Raw genomic sequence first — 18,449 nt, forward strand, 5'->3', positions numbered from 1 at the left:
AAAGAAATTCTCAAAGAAGAAACGATAGAAGAAATTCCTGAAGTTTTGCAGATTCTTTTTTGTAGTTGGATTTCCATTCTTCGCTTCCAAGAGGTCCGACTGTGTTTGTAAGCGCAAAGAATGAATGGAAAGGAATTCGAAAGTCGTGACAAACTTTGGCTAGTCCAAAACATTCCATGTTTTCAAATCCTATATCGTGTTCCCTTAGATATTCCAAAACTTTTCCGGAAACGTTCTCGATTGTGATCGAACCACTTGCGTTCGTTTTTGAAATCAGAATTTCTTCCTTGAATGTAAATTCGAAAGGATGAGGGAATTCGTACGAATCCGGAACGATTTCCGGGATTCGAATCCTTCGTTCTATTTTTCCCAGCTCTTGATTTTCGATTTGAAACGAAAATCCGAATCGATTCTTCCAAAAACTCGGGTGTAGCCAAGGATAAACTCCGGCAGAACCAACGAACAAAATCTGGGTAGGAAGAGCCAGATTTTTATTTTGATGTTCCAGGAGAAATTTTTGAAGACGCAGCCCCGCTTCTAAATTTCCGACTCCACAGAGAAGAATAGGGTATTTTCCAGAAATTGAAATCTGATCCAATTCTTCGGCAATAGCGGAACAGATGAGTGTTTTTGAAGGTTCAATCCTCATCGTTTTCATACAAAGATTGAATCACGTCGTGATATAAGGTAAAAATGACGTTACGTTTGAGTTTCATCGTCTCGGTCATTTCCTTTCCTTTTTCAAATTCTTTTGGAAGAATATAGATATGGGCGATCTTTTCGAAGGTTTTAAATCCGGCTTTTGTGGAGATTTTGTCTTTTACGATGTTTTTAAAAAATGAACTTACTTCTTTGGAAGAATTCCATTCCGTTGGATTTTCTGGAAGTTTTTTTCCTTGTGATTGAAATTCCTCGTAGACACGGTCGAAAAAGGGAACGATCAAAACCCCGAGATTCTTTTTATCCTGTCCCACGACGATCACTTGGTTGATGAATTCTGACTCTGTGAGTTTTGCTTCGATCGGAGCGGGCTCTAAATTCTCCCCTCCGGAAAGAACGATCGTGTCTTTCGCTCTTCCAGCGAATTTTAATTCTCCGGTATGGGTCCAAGTAAGAATGTCTCCGGAATCGAGCCATCCGTCTTGTAAGGCGTTGGCGGTTTTTTCGGGTTCCTTATAATAACCGACGGTTACGTGCGGTCCCTTATGCCAAGCGATCCCTTTTTCGCCGGGGGTCGTTACGATTTTACCATCTTCTCCTACAAGTTTGATCGCAGTTCCGGGTAACGGAGCGCCGATGGCGTCATTTTTCGGAAGAGGAAATTCTCCGATTGCTCCGATTCCTGTTGTTTCCGTCATTCCGTAAGTTTCAATGATTGGGATTCCTGCACTTCGAAAGAAAAATTGAATATGTGGGGGCATAGCTCCTGCACCGCATAATGCGAAACGAATTCTTCCTCCGAATAAATCTCTCACCCTTTGTAAAATTTTGTAGGAAAGAATTTTAATCGGATAGAGAAAAAGAAGAAACGCGCTCGCTACAAACCGATCGATCGTCTTTTGCCTTGGGTTTTCGATTTCGGTGGTTGTATAGGAATCTCGAATCGTATCCTGAAGACTCGTTGTGATCTCCGCCATTCTTACGGCAGCGTGAAATAACTTTTGTCTGAGCGGGGGAGCTTTTCGAACCGTGTCGTGGATTCTTTTATAAAGCCCTTCCCAAAGTCTCGGAACTGAAACGAGTACGGTGGGCTTTACCTTTTGCATATCCGCAGGAATTGTGGGAATGGAAGAACATGCCATAGAAGCTCCCCAAGCTATAAGGGTTGTCTCCAAAAGTCTTTCGGCAATATGCCATGGCGGAAGAAAAATAATGGTTCTATCGTTGCAAGAACATGGAACGAATTCTTGAAGTTGATGAATTCCCCAGGTAAAACTTCTGTGGTTCAACATCACACCTTTCGGCGCACCTGTCGTTCCGGAAGTATATATGATGGTCGCGAGATCTTTACCGATTAAAATCTCGCCTCTTTGAGTGTAGAGTTTGTCTCCTTTTTTAATTCGGGATCTCTCCCCTTCTAAAAGTGCATCTTCTAAAAAGAAAAATTTTACACCGGGAAGTGTAGTGCGGGCATTTTCCAGATCCTTCCATTTTGTGGGAGGATCTATGAGAAGAATCGTTTTTACATTTGAGAGACTAGACTTATCTTCCAGTAGCTTTTTTAGGACTTTCTCATTCTCTAAAAAGAGGAGTTTGGCTTCGGAATGTTTTAAAATATATTTCAGATCGTCTAACGTGGCATCGCAACCACGAGGAACATCCACACATCCGATCGTGACCAAGGAGAGAGAACAAAGAGACCATTCGTATCTATTATCGCAAATGAGTCCCGCCGTGTTTCCTTTCTGCATTCCAAGATTGATCAGGAACACAGAAAGATTCTTGAGATTCTCATACCAATCCTGATAAGAGATTCCACGAAAGTCGCCATCTTCTTGCCGAACCCAATACATAGGACGATCCGCATAAACGGAGGCTACGTCTCTGAGTAGATGGTAAAGACTCACTTTTTCCATAAAAATCAGGGGAATAATCCCAACATCTCCTTCGTTCCGGTCATGAGATTGATGTTCTGTAGGGCTTGTCCTGCGGCGCCTTTTACGAGGTTGTCCAAAGCGGAAACAACGACTAACGTATTTCCTCTTTTTCTTGCCGAAATATCCAAAAAGTTCGTATGTTGAACTCTTTTCAGTTCGATCTCTTCCGGAGTTTTTAAGATTCTAAGGAAAGGTTCGTTTTTACAAGAATTTTGTAGAACAGAAATCGGATCAGCGGAAGATTCGGTATCAAACTCTAATACGATCGTCGAAAGAATTCCTCTATAAACCGGTAATAAATGGGGAGTAAAAACGATTTCTGGTTCGGGAAGTCCCGAATTAGTGTAAATGTATTCTTTAATTTCTGGTTCGTGTTGATGGGAAAGAATCTTATAAGCTCGAAAGTTTTCGTACACTCCTGTATAGGAGTAACCGGCGTCTTCGGTTCTTCCACCCGCGCCGGAAATACCCGATTTGGAATCGGCTACGATCCGAGGTCTTAGATTTTTTCTGAGTTCGTTTAATAAAAATACAGGAAGAATTACGGAAGTGGAAAAACAACCCGGGTTGGAAACGAAATCTGCGTTTTTCAATTTGTCCCTAAAAATCTCAGGAATCCCGAAAACGGCCTTATCCACGTAGGAAAATTGAGTATGTTTTAATTGATAAGCTTTTTCAAAGATTTCTTGATTGTGAAGTCTATAAACCCCGGAAAGGTCGATTACTTTGTGGCCGGAGTCTAAAAATTTAGGAGCCGACTCGATTGATACATTGTTGGGCACAGCTAGAGCGACTAAGGATTTGGACGGAATGGTGGCCTCATGTTTGTGAAAGGTAAGATTTTTGGGAAAAGGAATTTCGGGAAAAACTTCGGCAAGTGTTTTACCCGCAAGTTTATCACTCGTGATGTGAACGACTTCGTGTTCCTTTTGGCGGGAAAGAAGCAAAAGTAGCTCCTTTCCGGTTAAACCGCCTGCTCCTAAAATGCTAATCTCTGCCATGATCTTTGTTGTCTTTTTAGCCCCTTATAGAAAGATTTTAATTTCTGGAAAATACTGTAATTAAAAAAAACGCCGAATGATTTCTCATTCGGCGGTCAAGGGTTCCTAAAAAGAAAGCCATTTAGTTTAGCCAACTGCCTGTTCTAATTTTTCCTCTTTGCGCGGCTTTTTGTTTTCCTGAGCCTGCAAGGGCAGGCTATTTAAATCTCTGATCATATTTTCAATGGTTAAGGCAATTTCGGGATTGTTTTTCAAGTATTCCTTGGCGGCTTCTTTTCCTTGTCCGATTTTTTCCGTATTATAGGAATACCAAGCCCCAGCTTTGTGAATGATATCATGCTTTACACCAAGATCAACCAGAGAACTCTCTCTGCTGATACCGGCGTTAAAGATTATATCAAACTCCGCCTGTTTAAATGGAGGGGCACACTTATTTTTGACGACTTTGACCCGAACTCTGTTCCCAACGGATTCTTCTTTTTCCTTGATCGTTTCGATTTTTCGAATGTCCAAACGAACCGAACAGTAAAATTTCAGAGCGTTTCCACCTGTGGTCGTTTCCGGAGAACCGAACATGACTCCGATTTTCATCCGAATTTGATTGATAAATATGACCACGGTTTTAGATTTCGCAATCGTTCCGGTAAGTTTTCTAAGAGCTTGGGACATGAGTCTTGCTTGTAAACCCATGTGCGAATCTCCCATATCCCCTTCAATTTCCGCTTTCGGAACAAGCGCCGCTACAGAGTCGATTACAATCAAATCGATTGCATTGCTTCGTACTAAGGATTCGCAGATTTCCAGGGCTTCTTCTCCATTATCCGGTTGAGAAACCAAAAGCTCGTCGATATTGACTCCGAGTTTTTTTGCGTAAGAGGGATCCAACGCATGTTCCGCATCGATGAACGCTGCGACTCCACCTCTCTTTTGAGCTTCCGCGATTGCTGAAAGAGTAAGGGTCGTTTTTCCGGAAGATTCAGGTCCGTAGATTTCCACAATTCTTCCAATCGGATAACCTCCGATTCCAAGTGCGATGTCCAAATCCAAAGAACCGGAAGGAATTACCTGAACGGTTTGTCTGGAAGTATCCGAACCCAATTTCATTATCGAACCTTTTCCAAATTGTTTTTCAATTTGGTTCATCGCTTGTTCGATCGCTAACTTTTTGGAATCGTCTACATTTTGAGCTTCTTCTTTACTTTTCTTCATAATACCTTCTCCCATGTTTTTTGCCTCCTCTCTTATACGGTTCTGAGAAGAAACACACCGTCAAAACAACGGTTATCTTTTTTAAGTATGGCTTCTGATCCGGACAAAAAGATGTCCTTTGGGTTCAAAAAAACGAGCCTGTTTCGATTTTTTTCACAAGCTCAGGTTTATGTCACCCGGTTTTCTGAAAACTAATGTAAAATATATGTAATTATTTGTATAGCAAAAATTTGAGTATTATTGAGAAAGAATCGATTTTTTTTCCTGATCCAAGTTTTTTTTAGTTTGGATTGCCTTTCGGAGTGTTTCTCGATTGCGAATCCAAAAATTTCGAAAGAAAAAAATAGTAAGGATGAAAGCGCAGACCAAAAGAAGAAAATTGATTCCGAGACGAAGCCAAAAGGAAATTCCCGACTGGGAAGGAAAGAAAAATAACGTGCCGTCGATCAATCGAATCTTTTCACAACCCTGGCAATTTGTATTTCGAGTTTTGAAAAAGGAGTTCAATTCTCCTAAAGTTTTTTCAGTTTTGATTTTCCATTCGGAAGATTCTTGAGAATAGAGAAGGGTTTCGTCTTCCGAGAAATAATAAAACGCACATGTTAAACCGGTTTTTAGGAATTCCACAGATGTAATTCCAGTTCGTCTTCCGAGATAAAAATCAACGTAGTAGCCTTGAATCGTAAAACTACGAATCTGGGAAAGATTCGGAAATTCTGCTCCGTAAGAAACCTGATAAAACAGAGTGGACTTTTGATTTCTAATTCGTATTCCGCCTAGATTCTGGATTTTTTTGAATTCGGTTTTGAGCTTTTCCTTGGTGGGGAAGGATGGATTTTTCAATTGGATAGAAAGAATTTTTTTTAAATATGCTTCTAGTCTGGATTCTTCCTCTTTTTTCCAAACGGGAATCCACTCGACGAGCCAAGATTTTTCCACGGCTGCCGGATCTCCTAACAGCCGTTTCATCGCTGTGATTCCACTTTCAATACGAAATGTTTCCGCAACTACCGATTGGTTCCAAAATAACAGGAAGGTGGATACAAAAAAAACCGTTTCATAAGAAGCCTCTGAATGATATTACGATAAAAAACTGTCCCAAAAGAAACTCAAGTGCCGTCGTTCTCTAAGGATCGCTTCCGCAGGTTTTGGGACGCGCTGTAAATTCAATTCTTGTCTCAAACCGGGATGGAAATGAAATTCAATGTTTATCCTAAAACTTAAAGAACGGAAATGAAGATGAATCAATGACCGTAGTAAAATCGATTTGTATAAGTTTATTTTTCTGAGATTTAAGGTTTCGTTTCAAGTACTTTTCGGTCGGTTGGTTTTGTCGGAAAAATGAAAAGGAGAATTGTTGTATCTATAGGTAAAATTGGAGTTCCCACAAATTACGTCCCGGGTGGTTTGAGCAAAGTCTTTTTCGTCGTTACATTCCTGTAGGAGTTCCTACAAAATAGGGTTTAAAATTTAGATTTCAGTAATTTCTCTTTAGAACTTGATTTTAGTTTTCAGCGTTTCGATATACTTTCTTCTTCGATACTGTTCTTGATTCCAAACAATCGGTCCAGAGTCGCTTAAGTTGTTCTGATCTTTTTTATATCCAATACGATTTGGTACTTCCATAGTTCGTTAAAACTGATAACTGTGAAGGCCGTTGTATTTTTGTCTTTTAAATTTTGTTGATTCTGTATTTCCTTTTTTTAGTTCAAAAAAAGTCATATGTTTCAAGTCTTTCTCCGCGAAGATATCATACTATCTAACATTTACCTGTGGCTTATATGTTAAAATCTTTCTATCGATCATTTTCTCCTATACAAGAGGAGAATCTTGGAAATTATTATAGAAACCAACTTTTAGGTTTTTACTATGTCCGAATGCCCGCTTTGTAAGTTTCATCGGTCCGGCGATCTCTCGGAAGTTCTTATGAGATTCGGAGAATTTTCGGTGCGCCACTGCGAGGAAGAAAAAAAACTCAAAGGTTATCTTTATATAGAACCCCGTTCTCATTGGACTTCATATCAGGATTGGACTAAGGATTCTTTTTCCGATTTTGGAAAAGCCTTAGAGTTTGCGACAAAATGGATCTATAAAAACCATGCTCCGATTAAGGTTTATACTGTGACGGTTTCAGAAATGGTTCCTCATATGCACTTTCATTTGATTCCAAGGTATTCTGACGATTTAAAAGGAATCGATTATATCCGGCTTGCATTGCAAGGAAAATTACCGGAACAAAATTATATTCGAGATTTATAATGGAATTTGTTTCAAGAATTTGAGGGAAGTATATGAATGTTTTGAAATCTAAAAGTATTCTCCTTTTGTTTTTCGTTTCCTTTTTATTGGGTGGTTGTATTTACAGAGATATACGTGTTCCAGGGCTAAGTACCAACTTCACTCAGTACGTTTTAAACTCGGACGATTTTCAAATTTTAGGGACCGTAGAAACCGAAGGAGTTTACACTTCTTGGCTCATGTTCTGGGTGACGGGTGAAACCGGTTACAGAGAATTGTTGGATAAGTCCAAGGCGCTCGGGGGGGACGAAATCATCAATTATCGTTTTGAAGTGGAAGAAACGAGTATTCTTTTGGTCGTCTGGAATCGAATCAAGTGGAAAGCAACCGCACATGCGATCAAATACAGAGAAAAAATCAAAAAGCCTTGATCAAAAAAGAACTACGGACTCTGAATTTCTTAGGAGTCTAAAAGGATAGAATGCAGACAAACAAAGCCCAACTCATCCTGGAAGCGGGACTTTCCAGAAAAGCGGATTTCGTAGAAATATTCGAGGAGGAGACAAGGTCTTCTTCCGTAAGTTTAAGAGATCAAAAGATAGAACAAAGTTTTGCGGGAATCGATTACGGAATCGGAATTCGACTCATCTATGGAACCGACGTTCTCTACGCACATACCAACAACGAAGACTCGGAACATTTGATTTCTCTCATAGACCTTTTAGCGGATTCCAGAGGAACCGCAAAAGGGAAAGGACAAACGCTCGTATTAAAAGGTGATTTGAAATCACCTTCGTTTCCGGCAAACGTAAGGGATCCTCGCAAAGTTTCTCCCCATGAAAAGTTGGAAATTTTATTTTGTGCGGATCAAAATGCCCGAAGCATCTCTTCGAACATAGTTCAAGTCAGCGTTTCCGCATTTGATTCCGTTTCCAAAATAGGAATCTACAATTCGGAAGGATTGTTTCTTGAAGATTTGAGAGTAAGAAGTCGCTTTAGCATCAACGTCGCCGCGGAAAAAGAAGGAGAAAGATTCGTTGCTTCCGAAAATCCAGGAGCTAGAAAGGGATTTGAATTTTTCAATACACTTCCCGTAGAAGAACTTTCTAAAACTGCGGCTGAAAGAGCTCTTTTGATGTTGTCCGCTGGATACATTCAAGGAAAGAAAATGCCTGTTGTGATGGGGAACGGTTTCGGCGGAGTTATTTTTCACGAGGCTTGCGGACATCCGTTGGAAACAGAAGCGATCCGTAAAAAATCTTCTCCTTTTGTGGATAAGCTCGGGGAAAGAATCGCGCAGTCCTGTTTGACCGCTATCGACGACGGAACGATTCCGGATTCTTGGGGAAGTATCTCTGTGGATGACGAAGGCTCGGCTCCTCAGAAAACCGTTTTGATAGAGAATGGGATTTTAAAAAGTTATCTCGCCGATCGAATCGGAGCGGAAGAAGTCGGAGTTCCCAAAACCGGAAGCGCTCGAAGAGAAAGTTATATGTATGCTCCCGTTTCTAGAATGAGAAACACATACATCGCTGCGGGAAAGGACTCCTTTGATTCCATGTTGTCCGGAATCGAATACGGACTTTTTGCTAAAAAGATGGGAGGTGGTTCGGTCAATCCGTCTACGGGAGAGTTTAATTTTTCCGTGGAAGAAGGATACGTTATCCGAAACGGAAAGATCACAGAACCGGTTAGAGGCGCGACGCTCATCGGCAAAGGAGACGAGATTCTCCCTAAGATCAGTATGGTAGGCAACGACTTGGAACTTGCGGCCGGAATGTGCGGCGCGGCTTCGGGATCGGTTCCGGTCACAGTGGGACAACCCTCCTTGAAAGTGGACGAGATTCTCGTGGGAGGTCGTTCATGAATCTGGATAGTTCCGTTGAATACGTGTTAGACGTTTGTAAGAAGAAAAGATTGGATCAATACGATCTCGTCGGTTCCGAGTCCAAAGAGGTGGGAATCGAACTTTTTCGAAAAAGAGTGAGCAATACCGAACTTTCCAATTCTAGAGGAATTGGAATCCGTCTCATCCAGTCCGGAAAACCGGGTTATTCTTACAGTGAAAAATTATCCGAAGAAGCGTTGTTTCAGATGGTGGAGGACGCGCTTGCGCAGGCTAAAATTTCGGATCCGCTTGATATTGATCTTCCGGGACCGTCCAAACTTCCCAAAATCAACATTCGTTCTTACGAGGAATCTTTAGAATCTCTCGGTTTTGAATGGTTGAAATCCACGGGTGAGAAGTTGGATGATCTTGCTTGGTCGGTCGGGGGTAAAATCGAGAATGTTCCGTATTCTTATGCAGGTAAAACTTGGAGCCGATTCATATTAGCAAATTCGAATGGACTTTATCATAGCGAAAAATCGAACCTGATTTCGGCGGGAGTTGCATTGGTCGCAACCGACGGAAAGACCAAAAAAATGGGGGGCTATACACGCTCCGGTTTGGATTTAGATCGTATTAGCCCTGAGTTGATCGTGTCCACGGCGGCGGAACGTTCTTTGGCTCTTTTGGGAGCAAGGCCTGTAAAAAGCGGCTCCTACAATATCGTTCTTTCTAATCGAATCAGTCCTCAAGTTTTTGGAATGTTTTCTTCTCCGTTTTCGGCGGATAGCGTGCAAAAAGGTCTATCTAGACTGGAAGGCAAAATCGGTTCGCAAATCGCATCACAAAATTGGAATGTGTTTTGCGATCCGCATATTTCGGATTATCCAGGTTCGAGACTTCTTGATGCGGAGGGGGTTTTGACGAGTAAAAAAGCAGTAATCGAAAACGGAATTCTGCAAACTTATCTCTATAATCTGGAATCCGCTAAAAAGGAGGGAGTCGTTCCTACCGGAAATGCGGTTCGTTCGTATGGGGGTAGGGTCGGCACTTCGTTTAACAATTACGTGGTACCCAAAGGAGATAAAACTCTCGAAGAATTATTGGGTAACTTTTCGGAATGTATTTACGTTTTAAAACTCGAAGGAGGTTCGGGATGTAGCGCGGTTTCTGGAGAAATCTCGATTGGTGTACAAGGGATCTATTATAAAAATGGAATTCCCGTTCATCCGGTGGATAGCATAACGATGAATCTGAATTTTTTTGATCTTCTTTTTAGAATCGAGGGAATCTCGAACGAGTACAATGATTCCTATTCTTCTATCAAGGTTCCGGATATTCTCATTAGGGAAGCAAGTATAGCGGGTTGAATTAGAGTTTTCACTTGCTTCTCTTTTTAAATTAGGATTTTTTGTTCGAAACAAACTTTTCTATTTTGGGAGAAACCTTTTGAACTCTTGGATCCGCCTTTTACAAGCTCAATTTCTTTTTTTACGAATCGAAAGCACTCGTGGAAAAAACTCCTTTCGTATTGGAGTAGTGATTCGGTTTTTAGAATCTATCCCAAAACTCAAAACAATTACAGCAATCCGCAGAGATTTTGTTAAAATCAGATGGTTTTGGGACATGCTTTTAATTAAGATCTATTTTCTTAATTTTTATTCTGATACGATCCAAACTCGGAAGCTCAATTTCGGACGTTTTAAAATTAAAAGACGGAAACTGTTTTATTTTCGAAACCTAGTAGAAAACTTTTTAAACTCTCTATATTCTTTCTTATGGAAGATTTTATCTCCTATAATTGGTCGGAATTTGTGTCAAATGCAACGATTCTTTAGGACGAATATCTTTGTATTTTTTTGGGGAATTATTTTTCTCTTTTTTGGGTTCTCCAGTTTAAACGCTCAAGTAAAGATCGAATTTAGTCCAATCGGAGAAGTCAAAAAACCTTCCCAAGTAAGAGCTCGTTTTTCTGAATCAATGATTCCTTTGGGAAACCCAAAATTTTCTTTGTATCCATTCGAGGTTCGTTGTCCTTTACAAGGTGTGCAACGTTGGGTGGATGATAAAAATTGGGTTTTTGAATTTACCGAACTTCTGCCCGGCGGAGTGGAATGTACTTTTGAAACGAAGAAGTTAAAATCGCTCGCAGGAAATTCTTTAGATGAGGGAGAAAAATTTTCTTTCAATACAGGAGGTCCCGAAATGGATTCTTCCTCTCCCTATGAAGGAGGGATCATCGACGAGGATCAGGTTTTTATTTTGGATTTGGATTCCGAGCCGGATTTTTCTTCCGCAAGCGAACATATTTATTTCGTGACCGAAGGCCTTAAGGATAAGATTGGCTTTAGCCGAGTCAAAGGTTCGATCGAAAGTGAAATTTTGAAAGCAAATTACAGGGAAGGAAAAACCGAAAAAACGATTCTTATCAAACCAGATCAGAAGTTTCCAAGTGGAAAAAAAGCCTATCTCATTTTGGAACAAGGTCTGAAATCAAAATCGGGAATCCCGAGAAGCTCTACAAGAAAAATTGAATATACTGTAAGGCAACCTTTCCAAGCGGAATTCAACTGCGATCGCGTCAATGCAAAGGCCGCTTGTATTCCCTCTTTGCCGTTGAGGTTGAATTTTAATTCTCCCGTATCCGTAGAAATTCTTCGAAAGATTCAGCTTCAAACAAGCGATGGGAAAAAGATTCCCTCCAAGGTTTCCTCCGAGAACGGAAATTATGACTATGGGGTTAGTTTTCCGGTTCCTCTTCCTCCAAAGTCCAAATTCCAAATCATCCTTCCATCTGGCATAAAAGACGACGCGGGACGACTTCTTGCCAATCAATCCTCGTTTCCCCTTGTGGTTTCCACGGACGATTATCCTCCTCTTTTGAAATTCTCTTCCAAGTTCGGAATTTTAGAAAGATTTCCGGAAGCGATTCTCCCTGTTACGATTCGAAATCTGGAAGCAGAGAATCCGGTGCGTCTCTATCAGGTGAAAACGAGTCCTGACACGGAGAGCGTTATCAAAGAACAATTCGATAAATTGAAAGAAAAGGGAAAAGAAATTTTCAACTGGGCTACCGGAAAGGGGGAAAAACCGAATCCCCCAAAACAATTTACTGGAAAAGAATTGATTCTTGGATCGGGACAGATCGCGGAAATCGTTCGATTCCTCAAAACGATTGAAAGTTTGGAACACCGCCATTCTATCTTTGATTCTTCTCAAAATTCGTCTTTCACGAACGAGATCAAACTCCAGAGCAAACAGGGAGTTCGTCGTTTTGAAGTTGTGGGAATTCCCTTGAATAAACCAGGTTTCCACGTGGTCGAAATGAAATCGGACGTATTAGGAAATTCTTTATTAGGAATCAATCAACCGTTTTATGTCCGTACGGCTGCTCTGGTGACCAACCTTTCCCTTCATTTTAAGTGGGGAAGAGAATCCTCTCTCGTTTGGGTGACAAAGCTGAATGATGCTAAGCCTGTACCGGGTGCCGACATTCAGATTTTCAATTGTAAGAACGAAAAAATTTTTGTAGGTAAAACGGGACCTGAGGGAATTCTCCTCGTGAAAGGAATTCCTCCCCGAAATAAAGTTCCATATTGCTCTTGGAAAGCGTATGAAAATGGTCTGCTTTTAACTGCAGCTTTCGAAGACGATTTTACTTTTACTCATACTCGTTGGCAGAATGGAATCGAAAATTGGAGATTCAATCTTCCGGGAGATTCTGGAGACAACAACGTTTTATTTCACCCGATTTTAGATAGAACCTTGTTTCGCGCCGGAGAAACCGTTTCCATAAAACTTATTTCAAGAACCAAAAGACAGCTCGGTTTCGAGGTTCCGGCACGAAACGAATATCCGGCGTTTGCGAAAATCGTTCATTCCGGTAGCGATAAAGAATATTCCATTTCCTTAAAATGGAACCAGGAAGGAACGAGTTCTATTCAATTCAAAATACCAAAAGAAGCCAATTTGGGGGTATATCGGATTTTATTAAGCGAATTTGCGAATAAGGATAGTGATTTGGTTTCCATCGGAGAATTCAGAGTGGAAGAATTTAGAATTCCGCTTATGAAAGCGGATTTTCAAGTTTCCGGTCCAAGTGTCGGTCCTTCCAAGTTAGGACTTTCCGGAAACGTTCGTTATCTTTCAGGAGGAGGAGCCGGTAAACTCCCTGTTCTTTTGAGAACCCGGGTTACCGTCGGGGGTGGAGTGTATTTTCCCGATTATTCCGATTTTTCATTTAGCAACGGTTTGGTGAACCGTAAATCCGAAGAAAGTGAAGAATCGACTTCGGCAGTTGGTTTTACAAAAACGCAACTCACTCTCGACGAAAAAGGTTTTTTTGAAACGACCGTGAAATCCATTCCGGAATCGAACACGACTCAAAAGCTCGAAGCGGAACTCGAATACAAAGATCCGAATGGAGAGATTCAAAGCGCATTCAGATCCTTTCCGATTTATCCTTCCGAATATCATATAGGAATTGCCCCTGAAAGTTGGGCTGCGGTTCAAGACTCGGTTCGGTTTAAGGTTGCGGTTCTTGATTTAAAAGGAACACCGGTAGAAGGAAAGAAGATAAATGTGGTCGCATTTACGAAAAAATATTACTCCAATCGTAAGCGTTTAGTCGGCGGCTTCTACAGTTACGAACATAAATACGAAGTGAACGAATTAGGGGAATTCTGTTCCGGTAAAACGAATGCGAAAGGGATTTTATTTTGTAGCGGCTCCGTAAATGCGACCGGAGAAGTATATTTCGAAGCTTCCCTTTCCGGAGAAGATGTAAAAGCGAATTCTTCCGTTTGGATCAGCGGTAAGGAAGATTTTTGGTTTGCGGCGAGCGATCACGATCGTATGGACCTTCTCCCCGAAAAAAAAGAATACCAGGCGGGTGAAAAAGCCAGGTTTCAAGTGAGAATGCCGTTTCGAGAGGCAACCGCTCTCATCACCGTGGAAAGGGAGGGAATTCTCAATTCGTATATCAAAACTCTCAGCGGTAAAGAACCGGTCGTCGAAATTCCGGTAGAGAGTTCGTTCGCTCCGAATGTGTTCGTTTCTGTTTTGGCGGTTCGTGGAAGAGTGGATAATCCGAAGGAAACTGCGTTTGTCGATTTAGCAAAACCTTCTTTTCGATTAGGGGTAGCTCAAATTCGAGTCGGTTGGAAACCTTTCGAGATTCCTGTTCGTGTGGAAACGGATAAAACCGTTTATGGGGCGAGACAAAAAGCGAAAGTAAAAGTTCAGATTAACCATCCTTCCGTACAGGTAAAAAAAGATTCAAGAATCACGTTAGTCGCTGTCGATCAGGGCCTTTTAGAATTAAAATCCAACGATACTTGGGATTTACTTCGAGCCATGATGCACCAGCGAGGAAACTCGGTGGAAACTTCCACCGCTCAACTTCAGGTAGTGGGTAGGAGACATTTCGGATTAAAAAGTCTGCCGCCGGGAGGTGGAGGCGGTGGGGCGACAACCAGAGAGTTGTTTGATACTCTTCTGTATTGGAAGCCGGATTTGAAACCGGACGGGAATGGATTTTTAGAAGTGGAAATTCCTCTGAACGATTCGTTGACTTCGTTTAAGGTCGTCGCGATCGTTCATTCTGGAAAAGATAAGTTCGGTTCCGGTTCGACTCAGATTCAAACCACAAAGGATGTTCTTATTTATCCTTCGATCGCTCCTTTTGTTAGGGAAAAAGATAATGTACTGAGTGGCATTTCTCTCAAAAATACGACGGAAAAAACCTTGGAACTTGAAATCAGTCCAAAAACTTTACCCGATCTTAAATTAGAAATTAAGAATATTCAATTGAAGCCGGGGGAATCCACAAACGTTCGTTGGAATCTTTCCATTCCGAGTAAAAAAGAAGAGATCGTCTACGAATTCCAAACCAAGGAAGTGGGAAACGGACCTTTTACGGATACGCTTCGTTTTCGCCAGAGGGTAGGGGAATCGGTTCCCGTTCGGATTTTGCAATCCACTTTTCGGCGTTTGGAAGACGGAACACTCAGCCTTCCGATTCAAGAGAATCAGGAAGCGATTTCTGGAAGCGGAGAACTTGAGATCAGTTTAAAATCTTCTCTCACCGGCGGAGCGATTTTTTCTTCCAGAGAATATATGAGTCGTTATCCGTATTCTTGCTTGGAGCAAAAACTTTCCAAAGCGGTTTCGGTCGGATCTCAGAATGATTGGGATCGGATTATGAATCAATTGAACGCTTATCTGGATGGGGATGGGCTCTTAAAATTCTTTCCGATGTCTTTGTATGGAAGCGAAATCTTAACGAGTTATGTGTTGATTCTTTCTTCCGAATCCGATTATAAAATTCCGGATTCGATTCGGGAAACTCTTTTAGAGGCGCTGAATCGATATACTAAAGGTCTGGTTTATAGGAACGGTTACATTTCGAATACGGATTTTCTTTTAAAAAAGATCATTGTCCTAGACGCGATATCCCGTTTTCAGCCGGTCGGAGACGATGTAATTCGATCCGTTCAGACGGATCCGAAAATCCTTCCTACCGATATTCTGATCAGCCTTAGAAATCTCTATTCCAGGTCCAATTCTTTTAAGAATCAGGTTCCTGCGTTAGACGTTCTTTTGAAGTCAAGATATAGAATCCAAGGAACCTCTTATAACTTTACGGACGAATCTAGTCTTTGGTGGCTTTTGTCTTCCAACGATTCGACCGTGATGAAAACGATCCTTTCCGTCGCAAAAGATCCAAGTTGGAAAGAGGATCTTCCTCGATTGATCCGCGGAGCGATCGCAAGGCAATCCAAGGGACACTGGGATATCACACCTGCAAACGCTCTCGGAGTTCTTGCGTTTCAAACATATTCGAAACAGTTTGAAAGGGATTCCGTGGAAGGAAACACTACAATCACTTTGGGAAACAATTCAAACACCTTGGAGTGGAAGAATAAAAAAGATCCCCCCACGATTTTGATTCCAATGCCGCAAAATACACAAAATCTAAAATTCGTCCAAAATGGAAACGGAAGACCGTACGCGATGATTCATACAAAGGCCGCCTTGCCTTTGAAGGAAAAATTGGAAAGCGGGATGAGAATGGAGAAAGAAATCCTGGATGAGTCCGGAAATAAGAAGTCTTCGTTTCGAGAAGGAGATTTGGTACGTGTTCGTCTGAAAATTTATACCGAGTCCGATTTATCTTGGATTGCCGTCAAAGATCCAATTCCCGCGGGGGCTAACATTTTAGGTACCGGACTCGGGAACGATTCAAGAATCAGCGCCGAACTTGCAAAGGACGATAACTCTCCTACTTTTGTGGAAAGAAAATGGGAAGGTTATACGGCGTATTTTGAGTATTTGCCCGCGGGTTCTGCGACTCTCGAATACGTATATCGAATCAATCATACCGGAAAGTTCGTCTTACCCCCTACTCGGACCGAAGCGATGTATCTTCCAGATCAATTTGCGGAAATTCCAAACCCGGATCAAATTGTGACGAAGGAATAAATTCCTGATGTATAAGAAGAATATATCCGTGTTTTTGTTTATTGGTATATTCTTTTATTCAAATGTAGTTTCTTCCGAAGAAGTTCCCTCCTATAGGGAAATTCGAGACTCGTATCATCCTTCTGACGGGACAATTTTGGATCTTCACGGAAGATTTTTGCAGACGATTCGGTTTAACGTTTGGGAAAGAAAACTTGCCTGGACGGAAGAGGGAGAAATTCCGGAAACCTTATTACTTGCTTTGTTTGCGCAGGAAGACAAACGGTTCTTTGAACATTCCGGAGTGGATCTACTTGCGATTTTAGGTGCAATGAAGGATCGAGTCTTAGGGAATTCAAAGAGAGGGGCAAGTACGCTTTCCATGCAACTCGCTGGAATTTTTCTCGGAACCAAACCGGGGCGTAGGAACATTTTCGATAAATGGGAACAGATGAGATTCGCTCAAAAGATAGAACAGACTTGGAGCAAGAACGAAATTCTCACGGGCTATCTCAATCTGATTCAGTTTCGTGGGGAGCACAAGGGACTCAGAGCGGCGAGTCGAGGGCTTTTTCAAAAGGAGCCTTCCGCATTGAGCGACGCGGAGTCCGTTCTTCTCGTTGCGATGCTTCCGTTTCCGGGAGCAAGTTCTTCCGCTTTAGTCAAACGAAGTTGTGTCCTTGCAAAAAAAATTCAAAGAGAGGAACTTTGCGAATTTTTTGAAAGTGTGGTTGATCGGATGACCACAAAGACAAGCGGTTTGCCTGCCATTGAAGGAATCGCGTTTCATGCGGCTCAAAAAATTTTTAGAGAAAATCCGGAATTTCTTTCCAGGGACGGGAAAGTCAAAACAACCTTGGATTTCGATCTTCAATGGAAGGTTACCGAACTTGCAAAAAACATTATAGACGGGTTGAAAAAACAAAACGTGGCTGAAACCGGAATTCTCGTTTTAGATAACTTATCTGGTGCAATTTTGGTTTACGTCGGAAATCTTCCAGATAGTTCCTCTTTTTATGTGGACTCGATCTCATCCAAAAGACAGGCAGGTTCCACGCTAAAGCCGTTTTTATACGGACTTGCATTTGAAAAGGAAGTGTTAAAGCCGAATTCCATTTTGGAAGATATTCCTGCTGAATGGAACGCGGTTTCCGGAATTTACAGACCTTCGAATTACAGCGATACGTATCATGGAAACGTGCAGGCGAAATATGCGCTTGCTTCTTCCTTGAACATTCCCGCGATTCACGTATTGGATCTCGTAAGCGTACAAGGATTTGTAGAAAGATTACGGGCCCTTGGTTTGAGCGGACTGAAACGGGCGGATTTTTATGGATCTTCACTGGCTCTTGGAAGCGCGGACGTTACACTTTTTGAATTGACCAATGCTTATAGAACTCTTGCGAACGGAGGGATGAGTTCGAGACCTACCTTTTATCCGTACGAAGCAAAACAAACGCTCAAAGAAAATTTCCGAGAGGGGAATTTTTGGAATAGAATTTATACGAAACAAGCCGCAGACACGTTATCCGAAATTCTTTCCGATCGAGAATACAGATCGTTATCCTTCGGTCTCAACAATCATCTCAGTACAAGATTTTTTACGGCGGTAAAAACTGGAACCTCCCAGGACATGAGAGACAATTGGTGTGTGGGGTATTCTAAAAATTATACGGTCGGTGTTTGGGTTGGAAATATGAACGGAAGCCCTATGTGGGACGTTAGCGGCGTTACGGGGGCGGCTCCTATTTGGAATGCGGTGATCGGCCTACTTCAGGAAAGAGAAAAACAACCGGATAATACGTTCTTTGAGGCCTTTCGTGATTCGCACGTACGTCAACTTGCGGAATCGTCTTTCATTCCTAGGATTTTGATTCCTGGAAACGAAACAATTTACGCGTTGGATCCCGATATTCCCGAAGGAAGACAGAAACTCTATTTTTCTGCGTCTGCGTTTATGCCCGGATTTCGATGGGTCTTGGATGGAAAAAAAATTCAGGAAGCCAAACAAAAGGATGTATTTTGGAAACCCGAGCGCGGATTTCATATTCTTTCCTTACAAGATAAGGATGGAAAAATCATTGATAGTGTCGTTTTCGAAGTCAGATAGAGAAA

At 41.6% G+C, this 18,449-nt stretch carries 12 protein-coding genes (1 of these 12 running past the window's edge); 7 read left to right on the plus strand and 5 right to left on the minus strand.

The window, feature by feature from the left end; translation table 11 throughout:
• Nucleotides 1-28, plus strand: partial view of a patatin-like phospholipase family protein gene (locus LEP1GSC062_RS08235; protein ID WP_010578140.1) — the end only. 1,745 nt of this gene lie to the left of the window's left edge; only the last 28 of its 1,773 coding nucleotides appear in the window; the start codon falls outside the window, past its left edge; it ends in the stop codon at nucleotides 26-28.
• On the opposite strand, the gene LEP1GSC062_RS08240 is transcribed toward LEP1GSC062_RS08235, so the two are convergent.
• The 5 genes from LEP1GSC062_RS08240 to LEP1GSC062_RS08260 form a co-directional block, all read right to left on the minus strand.
• Nucleotides 11-649, minus strand: coding sequence for a nucleoside phosphorylase-I family protein (locus LEP1GSC062_RS08240; RefSeq protein ID WP_010578141.1), 639 nt, complete (start codon nucleotides 647-649; stop codon nucleotides 11-13). The two genes, LEP1GSC062_RS08235 and LEP1GSC062_RS08240, sit on opposite strands and share 18 nt — an antisense overlap.
• Entirely contained in the window at nucleotides 639-2,576 is a 1,938-nt protein-coding gene (locus LEP1GSC062_RS08245) for a long-chain fatty acid--CoA ligase (protein ID WP_020983890.1), read from the minus strand. The genes LEP1GSC062_RS08240 and LEP1GSC062_RS08245 overlap by 11 nt, the downstream gene beginning before the upstream one ends.
• 5 nt (nucleotides 2,577-2,581) lie before the next feature.
• Entirely contained in the window at nucleotides 2,582-3,598 is a 1,017-nt protein-coding gene (gene argC / locus LEP1GSC062_RS08250; protein WP_010578142.1) for an N-acetyl-gamma-glutamyl-phosphate reductase, read from the minus strand.
• Between the two features lie 126 nt (nucleotides 3,599-3,724).
• Nucleotides 3,725-4,822, minus strand: a complete 1,098-nt coding sequence (gene recA / locus LEP1GSC062_RS08255) for a recombinase RecA (RefSeq protein WP_010578143.1) — start codon at nucleotides 4,820-4,822, stop codon at nucleotides 3,725-3,727.
• Nucleotides 4,823-5,044: 222 nt separating this feature from the next.
• Complete coding sequence (locus LEP1GSC062_RS08260; RefSeq protein ID WP_020983941.1) at nucleotides 5,045-5,776, minus strand: hypothetical protein; 732 nt, start codon at nucleotides 5,774-5,776, stop codon at nucleotides 5,045-5,047.
• A gap of 900 nt (nucleotides 5,777-6,676) precedes the next feature.
• On the opposite strand from LEP1GSC062_RS08260, the gene LEP1GSC062_RS08270 reads away from it, so the two are divergent.
• The 6 genes from LEP1GSC062_RS08270 (at nucleotide 6,677) to pbpC (ending at nucleotide 18,444) form a co-directional block, all read left to right on the plus strand.
• The gene (locus LEP1GSC062_RS08270) at nucleotides 6,677-7,066 is read left to right on the plus strand and encodes an HIT family protein (RefSeq protein ID WP_010578144.1); all 390 of its coding nucleotides are present in this window, start codon (nucleotides 6,677-6,679) and stop codon (nucleotides 7,064-7,066) included.
• Nucleotides 7,067-7,098: 32 nt separating this feature from the next.
• Nucleotides 7,099-7,476, plus strand: a complete 378-nt coding sequence (locus LEP1GSC062_RS08275) for an LIC11742 family lipoprotein (RefSeq protein ID WP_010578145.1) — start codon at nucleotides 7,099-7,101, stop codon at nucleotides 7,474-7,476.
• A gap of 50 nt (nucleotides 7,477-7,526) precedes the next feature.
• Entirely contained in the window at nucleotides 7,527-8,912 is a 1,386-nt protein-coding gene (locus tag LEP1GSC062_RS08280; RefSeq protein ID WP_010578146.1) for a TldD/PmbA family protein, read from the plus strand.
• The gene (locus LEP1GSC062_RS08285) at nucleotides 8,909-10,243 is read left to right on the plus strand and encodes a TldD/PmbA family protein (protein ID WP_010578147.1); all 1,335 of its coding nucleotides are present in this window, start codon (nucleotides 8,909-8,911) and stop codon (nucleotides 10,241-10,243) included. Before LEP1GSC062_RS08280 ends, LEP1GSC062_RS08285 begins: the two co-directional genes overlap by 4 nt.
• A gap of 79 nt (nucleotides 10,244-10,322) precedes the next feature.
• Complete coding sequence (locus LEP1GSC062_RS08290) at nucleotides 10,323-16,355, plus strand: alpha-2-macroglobulin family protein (RefSeq protein WP_020983963.1); 6,033 nt, start codon at nucleotides 10,323-10,325, stop codon at nucleotides 16,353-16,355.
• A 7-nt stretch (nucleotides 16,356-16,362) separates the two neighbouring features.
• A complete protein-coding gene (gene pbpC, locus LEP1GSC062_RS08295; RefSeq protein ID WP_020983923.1) occupies nucleotides 16,363-18,444 on the plus strand; it encodes a penicillin-binding protein 1C in 2,082 nt (693 codons plus the stop codon).
• Nucleotides 18,445-18,449 lie beyond the last annotated feature (5 nt).

The organism is Leptospira alexanderi serovar Manhao 3 str. L 60, assembly GCF_000243815.2.
Lineage (GTDB): Bacteria > Spirochaetota > Leptospiria > Leptospirales > Leptospiraceae > Leptospira > Leptospira alexanderi.

What these genes read in the sequence shown, in the direction of transcription:
- argC (WP_010578142.1), bottom strand. Translation starts at nt 3,598, where the DNA reads ATGGCAGAGATTAGCATTTTAGGAGCAGGCGGTTTAACCGGAAAGGAG.
- LEP1GSC062_RS08240 (WP_010578141.1), bottom strand. Translation starts at nt 649, where the DNA reads ATGAGGATTGAACCTTCAAAAACACTCATCTGTTCCGCTATTGCCGAA.
- LEP1GSC062_RS08280 (WP_010578146.1), top strand. Translation starts at nt 7,527, where the DNA reads ATGCAGACAAACAAAGCCCAACTCATCCTGGAAGCGGGACTTTCCAGA.
- LEP1GSC062_RS08260 (WP_020983941.1), bottom strand. Translation starts at nt 5,776, where the DNA reads ATGAAACGGCTGTTAGGAGATCCGGCAGCCGTGGAAAAATCTTGGCTC.
- LEP1GSC062_RS08285 (WP_010578147.1), top strand. Translation starts at nt 8,909, where the DNA reads ATGAATCTGGATAGTTCCGTTGAATACGTGTTAGACGTTTGTAAGAAG.
- LEP1GSC062_RS08270 (WP_010578144.1), top strand. Translation starts at nt 6,677, where the DNA reads ATGTCCGAATGCCCGCTTTGTAAGTTTCATCGGTCCGGCGATCTCTCG.
- pbpC (WP_020983923.1), top strand. Translation starts at nt 16,363, where the DNA reads ATGTATAAGAAGAATATATCCGTGTTTTTGTTTATTGGTATATTCTTT.
- LEP1GSC062_RS08275 (WP_010578145.1), top strand. Translation starts at nt 7,099, where the DNA reads ATGAATGTTTTGAAATCTAAAAGTATTCTCCTTTTGTTTTTCGTTTCC.
- LEP1GSC062_RS08245 (WP_020983890.1), bottom strand. Translation starts at nt 2,576, where the DNA reads ATGGAAAAAGTGAGTCTTTACCATCTACTCAGAGACGTAGCCTCCGTT.
- recA (WP_010578143.1), bottom strand. Translation starts at nt 4,822, where the DNA reads ATGGGAGAAGGTATTATGAAGAAAAGTAAAGAAGAAGCTCAAAATGTA.